A 17,133-nucleotide genomic window follows, 5' to 3' on the forward strand; every position below is an offset into this window, starting at 1 on the left:
GTATCCGTGCACGTCCATCAAGAGGAATCCTGAATGAACGATATCGAAAGTGCCGTATGCGCCTGGCTCGATGCCAACGAAGCCGACATGCGGGCATTGCTGGAAGAAGTGGTGAACATCGACAGCGGCAGTGGCAACAAGGCTGGCGTCGATCGGGTAAGCGCCGTGTTGCGCGCAAAGCTTGAGCAAGCGGGCATTTCTGTGCAGATGCATGCGCTGACTGATCATGGCGACTGCCTGCAAGCGGACCTGCCAGGTACAGGCGGCGCAAGCGACGCTCCCGTGCTGCTGCTGGGCCACATGGACACGGTGTTCCCCGATGGCACCGCCGCCCAACGCCCATTCAAGATCGACGGCAACATGGCCTACGGCCCGGGCGTCGCGGACATGAAAGCCGGGCTGGTGATGAACCTGTTCGTGGTGTTGGCCTTCAAGGAAGTGGGCGGCAACACCTTGCCAGTCCGCCTGTTCTTCAGCGGCGACGAAGAGATCGCCTCACCATCGTCGCGCGGTTTGATCATGGAAGCCGCAAGGGGCGTGTCGGCGGTATTGAACGCCGAGCCAGGACGGCCCAGCGGCAACGTGGTGACCGGCCGCAAAGGCGCGTTCTTCATCGACTTCGAAGTCGACGGCGTGGCTGCGCATGCGGGCGTGAATCACGCGCAAGGAGCCAGCGCCATCGAGGCCATGGCGCGCAAGATAACGGCCTTGCACGCCTTGACGGACTACGACCAGGGCGTGACCGCCAACGTAGGCACTGTGCATGGCGGCGTCTCGGTCAATACCGTCGCGCCTTATGTGAAAGCACAGCTCGATGTGCGCTTCCCCAGCCAAGTAGACCATGACAGCCTGCACGAACAGATTCAGAAAATCATCGAAAGCGTCGAGCTTGCCTGCACCTGTGGGCGCATCAAACGCGAGGGCATTTTCCTGCCGCTGATCGAGAACGAGGCGGGTGCTGCACTGCTGGCGGTCTATCGTGGCCAGACCAGCAAACTGGACTTCGATGTTCAAGGTGAATTCACCGGCGGTTCTGCAGACAGCGGCTTGACCAGTGCCGTCGGCGCACCCACCTTGTGCGCCACCGGGCCTGTCGGCGGCAACGCCCATACCGAGCAGGAATACTGCCGCATCGACACGCTGGTACCACGTGCAAAAGCCGTGGCGCTGACCATTCTCGATCTTGCACGGAGCACGCTGTGAACATTCGATTCGACGGACAAGTCGTTGCCATCAGCGGCGCGGCGATTGGCTTTGGTCGTGAGATGGCGGTGCGTTTCCAGGCCCTGGGCGCAAAGGTCTACGGTTGCGATATCCAGGCCGATGCCTTGCAGGAACTGGCTGCGTTGGGCGTGAGCACGACGGTTGTTGATCTGACTGACCGCAGTGCGGCGTCTGCTTGGGTGCGGCATGTCGAGGCTGACTGTAGGGCGGCGATCGATGTGTTGGTGAACAACGCGGGCGGTGTGGCGGGCCAGGCGAACAAGCCGATCGAGGATGTGTCAGATTCGGACTGGGATCGCATTGTCGATATCAATCTGGGGGCGGCATTTGCGCTGTGTCGGGCGGCTGCGCCGAGGATGAAGGCGGCGGGGAAGGGGGCTATCGTGAACATTACGTCGGGCGCGGCGTTGCAGGCGTCGTTGACGGGTGTGCAGGCTTACTGTTCGGCTAAACATGCGGTGTTGGGTCTGACCCGGCAGTTGGCGCATGAGTTGGGGCCTTTTGGTATTCGCGTGAATTCGGTAGCACCGGGGTTTGTGCGCAGCAATGCGGCGACGGAGCGTCAGTGGGATGCGTATGGGCCGGAGAAGCAGCGGGCGCTGGTGGAGGGCATTGCGTTAAGGCGGTTGGGCAAGCCTGAAGATATCGCGAATGCGGTGATGTTTTTCGCGTCGGAGATGGCGGGGTTTGTGAATGGTCAGGTGCTGCAGGTGGACGGGGGGCGCTGATTTTTCCTGTCGGGTGTGACGGGTTTGGATTTCTTGAGCCAGTTGCGTTTTGCTCGTGACGGCTTATCGCTATTGAGCCAGTCGCGGGTGGCGGGGGCGCGTCGCCTGCCCCGCTGGACCTACGCGTCGGGGCTACCGCCCTCCACGTCGTCCAGAAGGGCATGCGCCACGCCCCCGCCACCCGCGCCTTCAGAACGGCTTGGTTAAACGCTGATCCCGCCTTTGGGCGTGTTCGATTTTCTGGCTGCTCGGTGCTGTACACCGCTCCCCCGTACTGGCGTTCGCAGTCCTTGATTGCAGCCCGGCTGGAGTCGGGGACTTGGCTGGCCAGGTCGCCACGAAGCGATTTCTCCGGCTTCCGGTTCGGTGGGTGCTTCAGCAGCCTTTTACGGCAGTTCCGCTCAAGGAAAACTGCGCTCCTGCTTGGTGGTGGGGTGACACCGAAGCGGGTGGCCGCACGGTCACTGCATGCATAGAATGCCAGCGGCAATTATTGCGTTAGCGGCTGAACGTGACGGTGTCGAACGTTTACTGCATACGCTAGACGACTGGCTGGCCGACGTCCCGCCTTTTCGTCGCATTACCTGGTGCGCGGCCACCCGCTTCCAAGTCACCCCACCATGAAGCAGAAGTGCAGTCTCGTTGAGTGGTGCTGCTGTGAAAGACCTCTGATATACGGCCAGACTCGCGAGCCGCTGACTCGCTTCGTGGCGACCTGGCCAGCCAAGTCCCCAACTCCAGCCGGGCTGCAATCAAGGACTGCGGACGCCAATAATGGGGAGCCGCATACAGCACCCGAGCAGTCAGAGATATCGAATCGCCCAAAGGCGGGATTGGTGTCTAACCAAACGACATTGAAGGCGCGGGTGCCGGGGGCGTGGCGCCTGCCCTTCTGGACGACGTGGAGGGCGGGAGCCCCGACGCGTAGGTCCAGCGGGGCAGGCGACGCGCCCCCGGTGCCCGCGACTGGCTCAATAGCGAGAGATCGTCGCAGCAAGAACGCCCCTGGCTTTCCAGCGAGAGACCGTCGCAGCAAGAGAACAGCTTAAAACAGCGCCCCCCGCGCCAACACCGGCCACAGTTCCTCAACCTGCTCCCCGCGAATCGCCACCAGCCAATCATGCAGATTCACCGTCGGATCGCAATGGCCAGGAATCAACCGCACCTTGTCGCCCACCTGCAGCGGTGCCGCGCCCGCGTCCGGCACAATCACGCAGTGCTCGTCAGACAAACCCTTCACCGTCCACCCAGGCACCATAATCACCGGCAAACCGTGGTCCGTCGCAAAGGTCTTCAACCCGCCATCCAGCACCGCATGCGTGGGACTCGCACTGATCACCGTGCACAGCCCGAACAACGCATGTTGCAGCGGCACTGCACCATCCGGCAGATGATTGGCCGCATAGTCCGCATCCATCAACACATACGAGCCAGGCTGCACCTCCGTATACAGCGACGAAGCCGCCTCCAGCATGTAGGTGCCCGTACCAGCCCCGGTAACCGTAGGGCACGGAAAGCCCGCGCTTTCCAAGGCCCACTTGATCGCCGTCACCCGCTCCACTGCAGCCGCCACGGCAGCTTCCCGCTCTGCCGGTTCACGCAGATGCTGCGCGCTGCCCGTATACGCGTGAATACCCCCCAGCGTCAGCGCCGGCGCGAAGGTGCCGATCTGCGCGGCCAGCATCAGCGCGGCTTCTGCACTCGACACGCCGCAGCGGCCCAGGCCGACATCGACCTCGATCATCACGCTGATCTTTGAACCATGTCGCGTCGCCGCGCTGCCCAGTTGGTCCACTTGCAGCGCATGGTCCACACACACGCCCAGCGTCACGCGATTGGCCAGTATGGCCACGCGTTCCACCTTGTTTATGCCGACCACCTGGTTGGTGATCAGGATGTCGGTGATGCCCGCATCGGCAAAGATTTCGGCCTCGCTGGCCTTCTGGCAACAGATGCCGATCGCACCGGCCGCCAATTGGCGATGCGCGATGGCGGGGCATTTATGTGCCTTGCCATGTGCGCGTACATGCAGGCCGGCTGCGATGACGTGTTGATGTACCTGCGCCATGTTGGCGTCGAGGGTATCCAGATCGATCAGCAAGGCGGGAGTGTCGACCTCGGCGACGGCGCTACCGCGTGCTGCTGGAGCGGGAATGCGGGAGCCGGACGGGGACATGGAGGAAAGGAACATGATGGTGCCCGGAAACGATGCTCGATAAGGGAGTTCCGGCCGGCATCGGGTGCAGCATTCGAGGCCGGCCAGCGTTCATGCTTTCTGATGCAATAAACCCATGCAGTGCTGACGGCCACCCTTGCGCCTGCAAGCACCCGCAAACCTGCGGGCAGCCTCAAACGCTTGCATATGTGGTGCGCGCAAGCACACCACAAAATACATCGCATCGACCATGATCGTCACCTGCTGAATGCAGTCACTCAGTGCAGTCCCCCAGTGCTGCCATTGCATTCGATCATGGCGTGCCCGCGCTCCGTCAATCCGGGATGTGGATGCGTGTCTTGATGTGCTTCAAGTGGGCAATGATGGTGAAGGTCATCATCACCAGCAGCGACCACGAACTCCATTTGCCGATGTGCACCGCCGACCATGCACCCAGCTGGTTCGGGTAATGCCAGATGCCGAAGAACGTGGAAATGTTCTCTGCCAGCCAGATGAAGAATCCGATCAGCACGAAGGCCAGCAGCAAAGGCATTTGCCGGTCACGGTCGTAGGGACGGAATACCACCGTGCTGCGGGCATACAGGCCAACCGCGCACGCCGCGATATACCAGCGATAGTCACCAATGAAGTGATGGCTGAAGAAGTTGATGTAGATGCCCAGCGCAATCAGCGTTGCCATCCAGTAGGGCGGATGGTGGCGAATCCGCAGGTCGAACAAGCGCCAGGCCTGGATGATGTAGCTGCCGACGGCCGCATACATGAAGCCCGAGAACAAGGGCACGCCCAGCACCTTGGTGTAGGCGAAGTCGTTATACGACCAGGACCGGATGGGACCGGATGTCTTGAACACTTCCAGCGCGAAACCGACGATGTGGAAAAGCAGAATGGCTTTCGCTTCGTCCCAGGTTTCGAGCTTGGTCCAGATCATCAGCGCCTGAATCGCCAGCGCAATGATCAGCAATACGTCATAGCGTGGCAGGCCGAACAGTCCGTCGCGCGGGACCAGGAAAATGGAGACGAAAAACAGGCCCGCGAACAGGCAGGCGCGTGCTTCTTTGACGCCGAAATACAGGAATTCGACAATGCCGCGTCGCAGACCCTTCAGGGGTCCCCAGGGCTGTACTTCACACAGATAGTGGTCCAGGCGCGATAGGTGGCTGATCACGGAATTCATGGCTTCTCGGTGAATGGAGTGGCGTATTCCACATAGACGAGCAAGGCGTTATCCACCGGGACCGCCAACGCACGCACGGATTTGTCCACGACCAGCTGCGTGGCGTCGTATACCCGGGTCGATCCGGCAGACACGGCTGAAAGGATGGCGCGCTCGCGTGCCGGAAGCCATGTCGGGTGTGTAACGGCTGTAGGAATCTTGCGGTCGCCTTCATAGACCAGCAGGCTTGCCAGCGTAGGCTGCAAGGCATCGGGTGCCAGCTGCACAGACGCTACCAAGGCCACATAGTCGGTCGGCCCAGGGGCAATGCCACCGGTTTTCGGCAAGGTCAGGATCTGCGCTGTCGCGTCCTGCACCCCGTTGTCGAGCTTCAGATATTTACGCACTGCTTCCGGCGACTTCATCACCGGATGGGTGTTGTCACTGCATGCCTGCATGCCCAGCAGCAGCGCGGTCACGCTCAGCATGCCGAGCAGTTTTCGAACGATCAACACGTGGATGTGATCCTTTGTGGGTAAGCCAATGCCCCTTGCGCCAGGAAGATCGGCGACCGGGCCATCAAAAAATGATGGACTATACCGGGACGAGGCGCTTCTGCCCGGCCATGTTTGCTTCGCGGAAACGTTCCGATACGTGCGCCGCCTGCGGGCCGGGCAGCCATGCTCATAAACTGCGTGCACCTATCCCCAAGGAGTGCATGTGACGTTCGCGCTGAGCAAACCTTTGTTGTGTCTGGCCCTTGTTTCTGCCTCGGCTATTGCCGCGCCGTTGGCAATGGCCGCAGATACCAATCCGGCTGCGGCACGGATGTACGTGCAGACGCTGGACATGCGCTCGCCACAGGCCACTGCCGACACCTTCCTGAAAGCGTTTGGCCGGTCGGATTATTTCGCGGTTCACAAGCTCTTGTCGCCAGATGCGCAGCGTGGGTTTGCCGAGGCCATTTTCACGTTTGATCCCCAGCAGCTGTTGCCGCGCATGGAGACCACCAGGCTGGCCGGATCGCTTTATTTCAGCAACAAGCGCGCGGAAGACGTGTTGGAGATCGGCACGGACCCAAGCTTGCTCTTCGATGACATTCTGTATGCCGCGCAGCGCACCTATATCCTGCCTTTCACCTTTGGTGCCAAGGCCAAGGTGGGCAAAGTCGATATACGTGGCAAGGCGGCGACCGTCGCTTTGACTACCGATGGTCAACCAGCCGAATTGACGCTGCAGATGCTGCAGCTTGCATCGGGTCGATGGAAGATTGATCGCATTGTCTGGCCTGGGGCGTCGACCGAGGCACAGCCGTGGGGTGCGCCCAAAGAGACGGTGACCGAGGCGCAGCCGTTGCGGCCCACGCCTGCTGATCCGCGCATCTACCCGGATACCTTGGACATGAAAACACCGGAAGCAAGCGCCAGCGGTTTCCTGAAAGCCTACGCACGGTCGGACTATTTTGCGGTTCAGCAGATGCTGACGCCCGATGCGCAGCACAGTGTCAGTGAAAACCTGTTCGGATATCGTCCTGAAAAACTGATCCCGAAGATGAAGGACAACGAACTGCCCGGCTCGGTGTTGTTCGACAAGTCGGCAGACACCACAGAGGTGATGAGTGACCCAGCATTGACCTTCGATGACGTGCTGTTCGCCGCACAGCGTGCCAATATCCTGCCGTTCACGATTGGCGCGGGTGCCCGCCTGGGCAAAGTGGACAAGCAGGATAAGCAAGCCACGATTGAGGTCGTGACCGATGGCAAGCCGGCTGCGTTGACCTTTCAGATGGCTTTGTTGCCCTCGGGGCGTTGGAAAGTGGATCAGGTGACGTGGGCGGGGTCGGCGACAGACATGCGTCCGTGGGGGGCGAAGGAGTAGGCTTTTTGCTGAATCTGGCAGGGCGCTGATGTCGACAATTCACTAATCATGTGACCATGAACAAAGGGGCCAACACAAAAGGGGCCAACGTTTGATGCGTTGGCCCCTTTGTTTTCTTACCGCAATGTCACTGCTTCACAGCAAGGTGCTGCATCACGCTTGCGCGTCAGCCGTAATCACGTCCAGCCCTGCGCGCGACATGCCGCCCAGTTGCGGCATCAGGCCCAGCAGGTGCTTGCTGTACTCATGCTGCGGGCTGGTGAACAGCGTTTCGGTATCGGCCACTTCCAGCAGCTCGCCATAACGCATCACGCCCACGCGATCACACATCTGGCGAATGACCGGCAGGTCATGGCTGATGAACAGCATCGTCAGGCCCAGCGTTTCCTGCAGATCTTTCAGCAGATTCAGAATCTGCGCCTGAATCGACACGTCCAGCGCCGAGGTCGGCTCATCGCAGATCAAAAAGCGCGGCCGCGTGGCCAGTGCACGTGCAATGCAGATGCGCTGGCGTTGCCCGCCAGAAAACTCGTGTGGGAACTTGCGGGCGGCGGCTGTCCCCAGACCCACCACGTCGAGCAGGTCGTGCACCACCGCGCGGGTTTGCGTTTCGCTGTCAGTCAGCTTGTGGAAGCGGATCGGCTCGGCAATGATGTCCAGCACCCGCATGCGCGGGTTCAAGGACGAGAACGGGTCCTGGAACACCATTTGAATCTGACGGCGGAAAGGATTCAATTCCTTTTCGCTGAGCTTGGTCAGATCCGTGCCGTTGAAGTGCACCGAGCCGCTGGTAGGCGTGTACAGGCCGGCAATCAGACGGGCAACCGTCGATTTGCCCGAACCCGATTCGCCCACCAGACCGAACACTTCACCTTCTGCAATCGACACGTTGAACTGCTTGACCGCGTCCAGCGTGCGGCGATTGCGTTTCAGCAGCGCGCTTTTCAGCGAGAACTGCATGCCCAGGCCACGCGTTTCCACCAGCGGCCCGGCTTGCCGGGTACCGAAATCGCGGCGCTCACCCAGCCAGTGCGTGGCGATGTCGATGGCTTTGGTCGGGGCCTTGGCAGCTTCGATGTAGTTGACCGTGGGGAAGCGGCGCAGCTTGACGTCCGGGCGCGGCACCGCGGAAATCAGGCTGCGGGTGTAGGCGTGATCCGGGTCGCCCAGAATCTTCTGCGTCGGACCTTCTTCCACCAGCTTGCCGCGATACAGCACCGCCACACGGTCGGTAATCTCGGCAATCACCCCCATGTCGTGGGTGATGATGATCATGCCCACATCCTTTTCCTTGCACAGCTTGCGCAGCAGGTCGAGGATCTGGGCCTGAATCGACACGTCGAGCGCGGTCGTCGGTTCGTCGGCAATGATGACTTCGGGTTCGCAGCACAGCGCCAGCGCAATCACCACGCGTTGCCGCATGCCGCCCGAAAACTGATGCGGGTAATGTTTGACCCGCAGCGCCGGGTCGGGGATGCCGACCTGTTCCAGCGCGGTGATCGCACGTTTGCACGCCTCGGCATGCGAGATACCAAGGTGTACCTGCATGGTCTCGGCCAGCTGGCTTTCCACGGTTTGCAGTGGGTCGAGCGAGGTCAACGGATCTTGAAAGATCATGCTGATGCGACGCCCGCGCAACTCGCGCATTTTGGCCGGGCCGTAGGCTTCAATGCGTTCGCCCGACAGCGAGATTTCGCCCCCGGTCAGCTTCCCAGGGCGTTCCAGCAGACCGATGATGGCGTTGCCAACGGTCGACTTGCCCGCGCCGGATTCCCCCACCACGCCCAGGATTTCGCCTTTTTCCAGCGTGAGTTTCAGGTCGTCGATGGCCACCAGCGTGCCACGTCGGCTGGCGAACTCGATGCGCATGTGTTCGACATTCAGTAATGACATGGTGTCCTCAGCGCAGTTTCGGGTTCAGGGCGTCACGCAGCCAATCGCCCAGCAGGTTGACCGCCAGCACCAAAGCCACCAGCGCAATACTCGGGAAGATCGAAATCCACCACATGCCGGAGAACAGATAACTGTTGCCGATGCGGATCAGCGTGCCCAGCGACGGCGACGTCGGCGGCAGGCCCACGCCCAGGAAAGACAGGGTGGCTTCGGTGATCACCGCAACAGCCAGGTGGATGGTGGCAATCACCATCACCGGACCCAGGATGTTCGGCAGGATGTGCCGGCGCAGGATGGTGAACGGCCCGATGCCGATCAGGCGTGCCGCCTGCACGTATTCCTTGTTGCGTTCGACCATGGTCGCACCGCGCACCGTGCGGGCATATTGCACCCAGCCGGAAATGCCGATGGCAAACACCAGCACGTACAGCGCCACCTTGTCGTGCATGTCACGCGGCAACATGCCGCGGGCCACACCGTCGATCAACAAGGCCACCAAAATGGCCGGGAAAGACAGTTGCACGTCTGCAATTCGCATGATGAAGCTGTCGACCCGACCCCCGGCATAACCGGAAATCAGGCCCAGCGACACCCCGAGAATCACTGAGAATGCCACCGAGGCGAGGCCTACGAACAGCGACACACGGGTGCCGTAGATCACGGCCGACAAGATGTCGCGGCCCTGGTCGTCGGTGCCCAGCAGGAAGCTGCTGTTGCCATCTGCCGACCAGGCCGGCGGGGTATTGGCGTCCATGATGCTCAAGGACGCCAGGTCGAACGGGTTGTGCGGAGAAATCAGCGGCGCAAAAAGCGCTGCCAGCACGATGATAAGAGTGACCACCGCGGCGATGACGGCACCGGGGGACTGTTTGAAGCTGTGCCACAGATCGCTGTCAGCGGTCCGGGCAAAGAAAGTGGCGACGCGATTCATCATGTGCCTTTAGCGTTGTACGCGCAGACGAGGGTCGACGGCGAAGTACAAGAGGTCGACGATCAGGTTGATGATCACGAATACCAGAGCGATCAAGAGCAGATAGGCGGCCATGACGGGAATGTCCACCACGGCAATCGACTGGATGAACAGCAGACCCATGCCGGGCCACTGGAACACGGTCTCGGTGATGATGGCGAACGCGATGATCGAGCCCAGTTGCAGCCCGGTGATCGTGATGACCGGCACCAGCGTGTTCTTCAGCGCATGACGGAAATTGATCAGGCGTTCCGGCAGGCCACGGGCGCGTGCGAACTTGATGAAGTCAGCGCGCAGCACTTCCAGCATTTCGGCGCGCACCAGTCGCATGATCAGCGTCATCTGGAACAGCGCCAGCGTGATGGCAGGCAGAATCAGTGCAGCCAAGCCTGACTTGGTCAGGAAGCCCGTACTCCATCCGCCCAGGTTGACCACCTCGCCCCGCCCGAAACTCGGCAGCCAGCGCAATTGCACGCTGAACACCAGAATCAGCAGAATGCCGATCAGGAAGGTCGGCAGCGAAATCCCGGCCAGCGACACCGCCATGAAACTCTTGGACAGGATGTTGCGCCGCAAGGCCGTGTAGATGCCCATCGGGATGCCCAGCACCAGGGCCATCACCGCCGAGACGAATGACAATTCAAGGGTTGCCGGCAGGCGCTCGGCCAGCAAGGCGCTGACCGGGCGACGATGGCGATAGGACATGCCGAAGTCGCCTTGCGCAGCCTGGGTGACGAAGCGTCCGTACTGCACGAATATCGAGTCGTTCAGACCGAGCTGTTCGCGCAGTTCAAGTCGTTGGGCTGTCGTGGTGTCCTGTCCGACCATGGCGGCGACTGGGTCGCCGACATAACGGAACATGGTGAACGCGATCAGCGCAACGGTGAGCATCACCAGTACGGACTGGAAGACGCGTTGTGCGATGAATGAAAACATCAATGCTGCCCGATCGCCCGAAGGCGGCAATACGGCCCGCCGGTGGGCTGGAAAAAGAAATGAACGAAGGGGCCGATGTGCCCCCACGCGGGGCAGTGGAAAACGTGCGCGTGGGGGCAGTTCTTTACGGCAGGACCACGTTGCGCAGGTCCATCACATCATCGGCGCGTTGAATCACCTTGATGTTGTCTTTCACGCCCCACGACATGGGTTGCTGATGCAGCGGCAGGTAGCCCCAGTCGGCACGCACGATCTCGAAGGCTTCCTTGATCATGGCGTTGCGCTTGACCTGATCCGTCTCGGTGCCCACCTTGGCGGTCAGCTCGTCAACCTTCGGATTGCAATAGCCGCCCAGGTTGAACTGGCCGGTCGAGGTCTTCGGGTCGCGGCACGATGCGAGGTTCAGCAAGGCGTTGTGCGCATCAATAGAACTCGGGGTCCAGCCCAGCAGATACATGCTGGTCTGGTTGCCAGCCTGCGGCAGCACCTTGCCGAAGTACTTGCCCTTGGTCTGTGCCAGCAGGTTGATCTTGATGCCGACGCGAGCCAGCATCGAGGCCACGGCCTGGCAGACCTTCTCGTCATTCACATAACGGTCGTTCGGGCAATCCAGCGTGACTTCGAAGCCATCCGGGTAACCGGCTTCTTTCAGCAGCGCCTTGGACTTGTTCACATCGGGGGCAATCGGCGCGCCGTAGGAATCGGCATAACCGTTGATGGCCGTGGCAACCAGCGAGCCCAGCGGCTTGGCCGCGCCGCGCATGATCTTTTCGTTGATGGCCTTGGTGTCGACGGCCAGCACCACGGCCTGGCGAACACGTACATCCTTGAACGGGTTCTTGCCCTTGATGTTCGAGAACAGCAGTTCGTCACGCGACTGGTCCATGCCGATGAAGATGGCGCGGGCTTCCGGTGCGGTCAGCGGCTTCACGCCCTTGGCGTCTTCCAGACGTTGCCAGTCTTGCACCGGCACCGGCATCACGACGTCCATTTCGCCCGAGATCAGCGCGGCGACACGGGTCGCTTCCTGCGTGATCGGCTGGAAGATCACGTCGTCGGCATTGCCCTTCATTTCTGCCTTGCCCCAGTACTTGTCGAACTTCTTCATGACGGTACGGATGTCGGGCTGGCGCTCGGTGACCATGTAGGGACCGGTGCCGTTGGCGTTCAAGTTGGCGTAGTTGACCTGACCGCCCTTGACGTTGGTCGCTTCGACCGCGTTGTTCTTTTCCGACCAGGCCTTGCTCATGATGAACAGGTAAACCCATTCGCGCGGCAGAATCGGGTTCGGCGTGGGGGTGGTGACTTCAATCGTGAAATCGTCCACCTTCTTGATGTCGGATGCCTTGGCACCGTAGGCCTTCATGTCCGAGCCGGGCGTCTGGCTGCGCTTCCACGAGAAGATCACGTCATCGGCGGTGAAGGGCGAGCCGTCATGGAAGGTCACACCCTTGCGCAGCTTGAAGACCCACTTGGTGGGCTCCGGGTTGCTCCACTCGGTAGCCAGCGCGGGTACCAGCTTCAAGTCACCGTCGTAGGACACCAGCGGTTCATAGATGTTGTTCTGGAAACCGAGCGTGAAGGTTTCGTTCAATGCCATCGGATCGAGCGAGGTCGCATCGCCTTGATAGGCGAAGCGGAAGGTCTTGGCCTGGGCCACCAGGGGGCTCACGCCTACGGCAACCAGCAGGGCCGCAGCCAATGCCGTCTTTTTCAAATTTGAAATTCGCATGTCTCGTGTCTCCATGGACGCCTTGGTGGCGTCGTCTGTGGCAATGATGTCCAGGTGCGGCAAAGCCTGGCCTGGTGTCGGGTGCTGCGGCTTGCGGTTCAGCTGGAAAGGTGGCCGATGAGTCGGCCAAGAAAAGCTTCGCAGGCCTCGACTTGCGAGACCTCGATGAATTCGTCGGGTTGGTGGGCCTGGTCGATGGAGCCCGGACCACACAGCACGCTGGGCAGGCCGCGCTCCTGGAACTGGCCCGCTTCCGAACCGTAAGCGACCACATGGCCCTTGTCCAGACCCGTCAGCGCGAAAACCAGTGTCTGGGCTGCGCCACCCAGATCGCTGAAATACGGCACATCGGCCAATTCCTCGGTCTCGATGCCGGTGGCCGGCGACACCGCATGCATGCCCGGTAGCAGTGTCTGCACATAGGCATTGAAGCGGGTCAGATACTGACGCCAATCGTCGCCCGGCAGGGCACGAATATCCCAGATGAAGGTGCACTCGCGCGAGATGATGTTCAGCGCCGTGCCGCCATGCACCGTGCCCACATGCAAGGTGGTGTAGGGCGGCTCGAAGGTGCTGGCAGGGTCAGCCTTGGCGCGGTTCTCAGCCATCATGTCATCGATGAAGCTGATCAGCTTGGCCGCGATCATCACGGCGCTTACACCCCGATGGACCTGACTTGAATGCGTCTCGAAACCCGTAACCCGCGTGCGCAAGGCCGCGACGCCCTTGTGCGCAACGATGGGAGCCATGTCGGTCGGTTCACCCACGATCACCGCCAGCGGCTTGGGAAGCTCGGCGATCATCTCGTCGATCATGAACGGCGCACCGATGCAGCCGACTTCCTCGTCATAGCTGAGCGCGAAGTGGATAGGGCGCTTTAGGCCTGCGGCCAGCATGTTCGGCACCATCGCCAGCGCAATGGCCGAAAACGCCTTCATGTCGCATGTGCCACGGCCATAAAGCTTGCCGTCTTTCTCGGTCAGCACGAAGGGATCGGTGGTCCACGCCTGGCCATCGACAGGCACGACATCCGTGTGGCCGGAGAGGATCACGCCGCCTTCGACGTTCGGGCCGACAGTGGCATACAGATTGGCCTTGGTGCCATCGGCGTTGGGAACCAAGTGACTGGCGATGCCCAGGTCGGCCAGGTAATCGCGTACATAGTGGATCAGGGCCAGATTGGAGTGGCGAGAAACGGTATCGAATCCGACCAGCTTGGCGATCATTTCACGCGACGTTAGATGCAAGACAAAACCTCGGAAAAGCGGTTGCTACGACCTGCGATGGTTCAGTTGTCTATCTTTTATAAAGCTAGACAATAACCATAAAGTTGACCTGGGTTAAGCCCTCTTTATTGGACGCGTCTACGTCCTCGCACGCCTTGCCAGGACAGTACGCCGTGGCACGCCGCCATGATGCAAGTCCTGTGCCATCTTTTCTACTGGGATTCGCCCCAGCGTGGTGCGTGGGCAGTGGTTATTTAGATCACGCCGCGTCTATTCATCCCGCCGTTCTGTTCTTCAACCCACAAATCGGTTCTCGTTATGCCAGCGCAGGTACGTCTCGCCAGGGCGGTGGTCCGGGCGGTCTGGCAATCGGGGGAGCAGCTTGCCGTGCAGACTGTAGTAAGCCTTGCCGTTAAACCACTCTTCTCTGATGCGGGGACTGATCTCAATGCGGTGATCCGGCGTGACAGTCACCAGACCAATATCGAAAAGCTTGTGAAAGTCTGACCGCAACAGCAGTCCGTTGGCAGGATCGTGCGGGCCGTTTTCCGCGTAAGGTTGGATGTGCGCGGCCTCCAGTACTGGCAACGTGGATTCACCCGTCAGCGCACAGCGGCGTTGGTAGGCATCGGTGACCAATACACGGAAAGCGCCTTGCCCGAGTCGGGGACGGACCGTTACTGGTGCGCCGTATCGCTCTGCCAATTCAGGCTCGCGGACAAACGGTGGTTCATTAAACGGTGCCGTCAGTCTCGACTGTACGTCAGCCCAAAGCTGCGCTCCTGAAGGTTCGGCAGTGTCGTAGTAGCGCCCGCGGACGATATTGGTGGCAAAGTCGATTGGATCGGGAATCCATGCTTCGCGTGGCCAGAAGAAGGGTTGTGCCAGCACGGTGCAGCCGATCTCAGGGTCTCTCACATTTGGATCGGAAAGCAGACCGCGGATCATCTTCTCGAAAACAGCACGCTGCGCTGCACCGTTTTTGGACCCAAAAGCTTCCCAGGCGATGGACAACGGTAGCGACGTTGATTTCACGAAATAGCCGCCACCCACAATGTGGTGATGAGGCCGCTTTAGCTTGAAGAGAAATAACGTACCCGGCTCTAGCGCTGCATACTTGGCGGCTCCCCGTGGCTGCCAAAAGTTGACCTCGTCTGGCGCTGACTGGCTCAGGAAGTTGAACCAAGCGTTGTCCGTTACACCAGCCCAGAACTTCATTTTGTACCCCTGTTGGCGATGTCTGACTTCATCACGGCAGGTCGCACCTCAGTAGACGCTCGGAGGCCGGAGCACCATGCAATTCCAATCTCAGCCAAGGTGCCTTCTGAAACACTGCTGGCGGTTGCGTCGTCGTGGTCACGATGTACTGGAAGGGTGAAGAATTTTGCCCCTCTAAAGTCGCCACCATCTTGAACAGTCGGTGATATACGCTCAGGCCCAGATCGGCCTCACGTGGGCTGTCGTGCAGCAGAAATGCGGGCAGTTGCGTTTTGCCGCCAATACTCATGCACATGACCGCCAGGTCGAAGGCAATGATCTTGAGAGATTCGATAGCGGGGCTGGAACGCTCGCCGCCGAATTGAACGCCGAGCTTCAACCCATTGCCATCCAAAGTGACGCGGCCAGATGCTGTCGGACCAACAGTCAGGCGAATGATGGCGTCGAAATACGTCGACAGATGGTTGAATACTGTAGCTTGCCGGTCGCGGAAGGCCGCCAGTTGCCCGCGGTCGCTGTCAATCTTTGCTGCCATCTCCGCGGTCTGCTTTTGGACTTGTTCCCATGTGTCCCAGTCAGCACCTAAGCGCTGGATGTCGTCCAACAAACGGCGCGCGTTGAACCAAGCTGACGAGCGTTGCGTGCTGAGCTTTTCGGCTCTGCTCAACTCCTGTCGCAGGGTGTTCATGGCGGTGCGCGCTGCGGGCAGTTGCTGGTTCAACGATGCGACAGCGGCTTTCTGATCGTTGATGAGGGTCTGCTGCTGACTGATCTTTTGGGTTACTGCCTCGTGTCTGCGCTTCAGCCCTCCTAGATCGGGCAGCTTGTGCGACAGCTTGCATCCTTCAGCTCTGATCCGATCGATAGGTACTTCGCAAATCTGGCATACCGGCACTTCGGCCTCGCGAAGCCTCACGGAAATCGACGGTAACTCGGCTCTGTACTGGCGCTGCAACTCTTCGTGGAGCGGCAACGTGCTTTGCAGTACGGCCAGCTTGCCGCTCAGTTCCGACACATGTTGTTGGGCTTCACGGCTGCGTTGCCGCAGGTCGTCCAGGTTGAACACATTCGCACCCGGGCTGACTTGGCTCACCTTGGCTAGATGACGATGCGCTGCCTGCCGCAGTGATTCGATGCCGAGCTTTCCTTCGGGTACCTCATCGGAAGCAAGGCCCAGCGCCTGGATGATATCGAGCCGATTTCTGCTACAAGCCCATTCCCTGCGCGCGCTTTGTTGCAGATGGGCTTTGTGGATCTCCGTGTTGGCTGACACAGAGTCCTGCAGTGCGATTTCGTCCGTGGCGATGGCACCGATCAGCACACGCATGGCGTCCAGTAGACGTCCTCTGGACATGTTCCGCACCGGGGATTCGGAATCCGACTCGGCCGCGCGCCAGTCCAGCACATGGTCGAATCGGCATTCCTGATCTCGAGTCAGCCAAGCCAATGCCACACGCCAAGCGTCGTGTGTGCGCAGTCCAGCTATGCGCTTGGCGACATCTGGGGTGAGTACCTGATTTTCGATGGCCTGGAGCAAGGGTGTCATGCCAGTCGGTTCGGCTAAGAGGTCGAAAAGCTCCTCGGGCAGCACACCTTCGACCGCAAAATGACCACGCCCCACCGACAGGGGTCGCAGCACCCCCCACAGTCTGCCGTGCAGCATCACCTCGGCCGACACCCAGCCCGTCAGGAATGTGCGGGCTATGCTCGGCCTTTGTGCCTCTGGGGCAAACCGGTCTTCGCCCAGGCAATAGCGCAGCAGGCGACAAAACAGGCTCTTGCCAGCACCGTGGCCCACATCGTCTTGCGCGGCGGGATTCGTTTCACCCTGGGTTTGCACATCAGCAGGGTCGGGCGACCAAACGAAGTTCAACCCTGGCCGCAGTTCGATGGTGCGCACGAGGTCTCCGGGCGCACGCCAGATGGTAAGTCGGCGCACCCACAGCGCAGGTTTGGTCACCCCATGCGGAGGGGTCACCGACAGTACGGAATGACCGAA

The 17,133-nt window shown here is 60.5% G+C and carries 13 protein-coding genes; 3 read left to right on the forward strand and 10 right to left on the reverse strand.

Annotated elements, in window-relative coordinates; genetic code table 11:
• The first annotated feature begins 33 nt into the window (after positions 1–33).
• Together FXN63_RS08005 and FXN63_RS08010 are read left to right on the forward strand one after the other, a co-directional pair.
• On the forward strand, positions 34–1,203 hold the full coding sequence (locus tag FXN63_RS08005; RefSeq protein ID WP_148814181.1) for a M20 family metallopeptidase: 1,170 nt from the start codon (positions 34–36) through the stop codon (positions 1,201–1,203).
• Positions 1,200–1,952, forward strand: a complete 753-nt coding sequence (locus FXN63_RS08010) for an SDR family NAD(P)-dependent oxidoreductase (protein WP_148814182.1) — start codon at positions 1,200–1,202, stop codon at positions 1,950–1,952. Before FXN63_RS08005 ends, FXN63_RS08010 begins: the two co-directional genes overlap by 4 nt.
• A 1,045-nt stretch (positions 1,953–2,997) precedes the next feature.
• Here the strand turns inward: FXN63_RS08010 and FXN63_RS08015 are convergent.
• The 3 genes from FXN63_RS08015 to FXN63_RS08025 all read right to left on the reverse strand — a co-directional run bounded on the left by FXN63_RS08015 (position 2,998) and on the right by FXN63_RS08025 (position 5,796).
• A complete protein-coding gene (locus FXN63_RS08015; protein WP_222864009.1) occupies positions 2,998–4,143 on the reverse strand; it encodes a DSD1 family PLP-dependent enzyme in 1,146 nt (381 codons plus the stop codon).
• 298 nt (positions 4,144–4,441) lie between these two features.
• Complete coding sequence (locus FXN63_RS08020) at positions 4,442–5,302, reverse strand: DUF817 domain-containing protein (protein ID WP_148814183.1); 861 nt, start codon at positions 5,300–5,302, stop codon at positions 4,442–4,444.
• Positions 5,299–5,796: a hypothetical protein gene (locus FXN63_RS08025; RefSeq protein WP_148814184.1), complete on the reverse strand. Its 498-nt coding sequence runs from the start codon at positions 5,794–5,796 to the stop codon at positions 5,299–5,301. Before FXN63_RS08025 ends, FXN63_RS08020 begins: the two co-directional genes overlap by 4 nt.
• 205 nt (positions 5,797–6,001) lie before the next feature.
• On the opposite strand from FXN63_RS08025, the gene FXN63_RS08030 reads away from it, so the two are divergent.
• Complete coding sequence (locus FXN63_RS08030) at positions 6,002–7,159, forward strand: hypothetical protein (protein WP_148814185.1); 1,158 nt, start codon at positions 6,002–6,004, stop codon at positions 7,157–7,159.
• Positions 7,160–7,312: 153 nt separating this feature from the next.
• Here the strand turns inward: FXN63_RS08030 and FXN63_RS08035 are convergent, their stop codons facing one another.
• The 7 genes from FXN63_RS08035 to FXN63_RS08065 form a co-directional block, all read right to left on the reverse strand.
• Positions 7,313–9,052 carry a dipeptide ABC transporter ATP-binding protein gene (locus FXN63_RS08035; protein WP_148814186.1) on the reverse strand — a complete coding sequence of 580 codons (1,740 nt, stop codon included), beginning with the start codon at positions 9,050–9,052 and terminating at the stop codon, positions 7,313–7,315.
• A gap of 7 nt (positions 9,053–9,059) precedes the next feature.
• Positions 9,060–9,986, reverse strand: coding sequence for an ABC transporter permease (locus FXN63_RS08040; RefSeq protein WP_148814187.1), 927 nt, complete (start codon positions 9,984–9,986; stop codon positions 9,060–9,062).
• Between the two features lie 6 nt (positions 9,987–9,992).
• Positions 9,993–10,958: an ABC transporter permease gene (locus tag FXN63_RS08045; protein WP_148814188.1), complete on the reverse strand. Its 966-nt coding sequence runs from the start codon at positions 10,956–10,958 to the stop codon at positions 9,993–9,995.
• A gap of 124 nt (positions 10,959–11,082) precedes the next feature.
• On the reverse strand, positions 11,083–12,690 hold the full coding sequence (locus FXN63_RS08050; RefSeq protein WP_148814189.1) for an ABC transporter substrate-binding protein: 1,608 nt from the start codon (positions 12,688–12,690) through the stop codon (positions 11,083–11,085).
• 98 nt (positions 12,691–12,788) lie between these two features.
• A complete protein-coding gene (gene argE / locus FXN63_RS08055) occupies positions 12,789–13,937 on the reverse strand; it encodes an acetylornithine deacetylase (RefSeq protein ID WP_246165066.1) in 1,149 nt (382 codons plus the stop codon).
• A 273-nt stretch (positions 13,938–14,210) separates the two neighbouring features.
• Positions 14,211–15,134 carry an HNH endonuclease gene (locus FXN63_RS08060; RefSeq protein ID WP_148814190.1) on the reverse strand — a complete coding sequence of 308 codons (924 nt, stop codon included), beginning with the start codon at positions 15,132–15,134 and terminating at the stop codon, positions 14,211–14,213.
• A gap of 31 nt (positions 15,135–15,165) precedes the next feature.
• Positions 15,166–17,034: a chromosome segregation protein SMC gene (locus FXN63_RS08065; protein ID WP_148814191.1), complete on the reverse strand. Its 1,869-nt coding sequence runs from the start codon at positions 17,032–17,034 to the stop codon at positions 15,166–15,168.
• Positions 17,035–17,133: the final 99 nt, after the last annotated feature.

The sequence above is a fragment of the Pigmentiphaga aceris genome, assembly GCF_008119665.1.
Lineage (GTDB): Bacteria > Pseudomonadota > Gammaproteobacteria > Burkholderiales > Burkholderiaceae_B > Pigmentiphaga > Pigmentiphaga aceris.

Excerpts from the sequence above, each read along its gene's own strand:
- FXN63_RS08005 (WP_148814181.1), top strand. The coding sequence starts at position 34 with ATGAACGATATCGAAAGTGCCGTATGCGCCTGGCTCGATGCCAACGAA.
- FXN63_RS08015 (WP_222864009.1), bottom strand. The coding sequence starts at position 4,143 with ATGTTCCTTTCCTCCATGTCCCCGTCCGGCTCCCGCATTCCCGCTCCA.
- FXN63_RS08020 (WP_148814183.1), bottom strand. The coding sequence starts at position 5,302 with ATGAATTCCGTGATCAGCCACCTATCGCGCCTGGACCACTATCTGTGT.
- FXN63_RS08035 (WP_148814186.1), bottom strand. The coding sequence starts at position 9,052 with ATGTCATTACTGAATGTCGAACACATGCGCATCGAGTTCGCCAGCCGA.
- FXN63_RS08040 (WP_148814187.1), bottom strand. The coding sequence starts at position 9,986 with ATGATGAATCGCGTCGCCACTTTCTTTGCCCGGACCGCTGACAGCGAT.
- FXN63_RS08045 (WP_148814188.1), bottom strand. The coding sequence starts at position 10,958 with ATGTTTTCATTCATCGCACAACGCGTCTTCCAGTCCGTACTGGTGATG.
- FXN63_RS08050 (WP_148814189.1), bottom strand. The coding sequence starts at position 12,690 with ATGCGAATTTCAAATTTGAAAAAGACGGCATTGGCTGCGGCCCTGCTG.
- FXN63_RS08060 (WP_148814190.1), bottom strand. The coding sequence starts at position 15,134 with ATGAAGTTCTGGGCTGGTGTAACGGACAACGCTTGGTTCAACTTCCTG.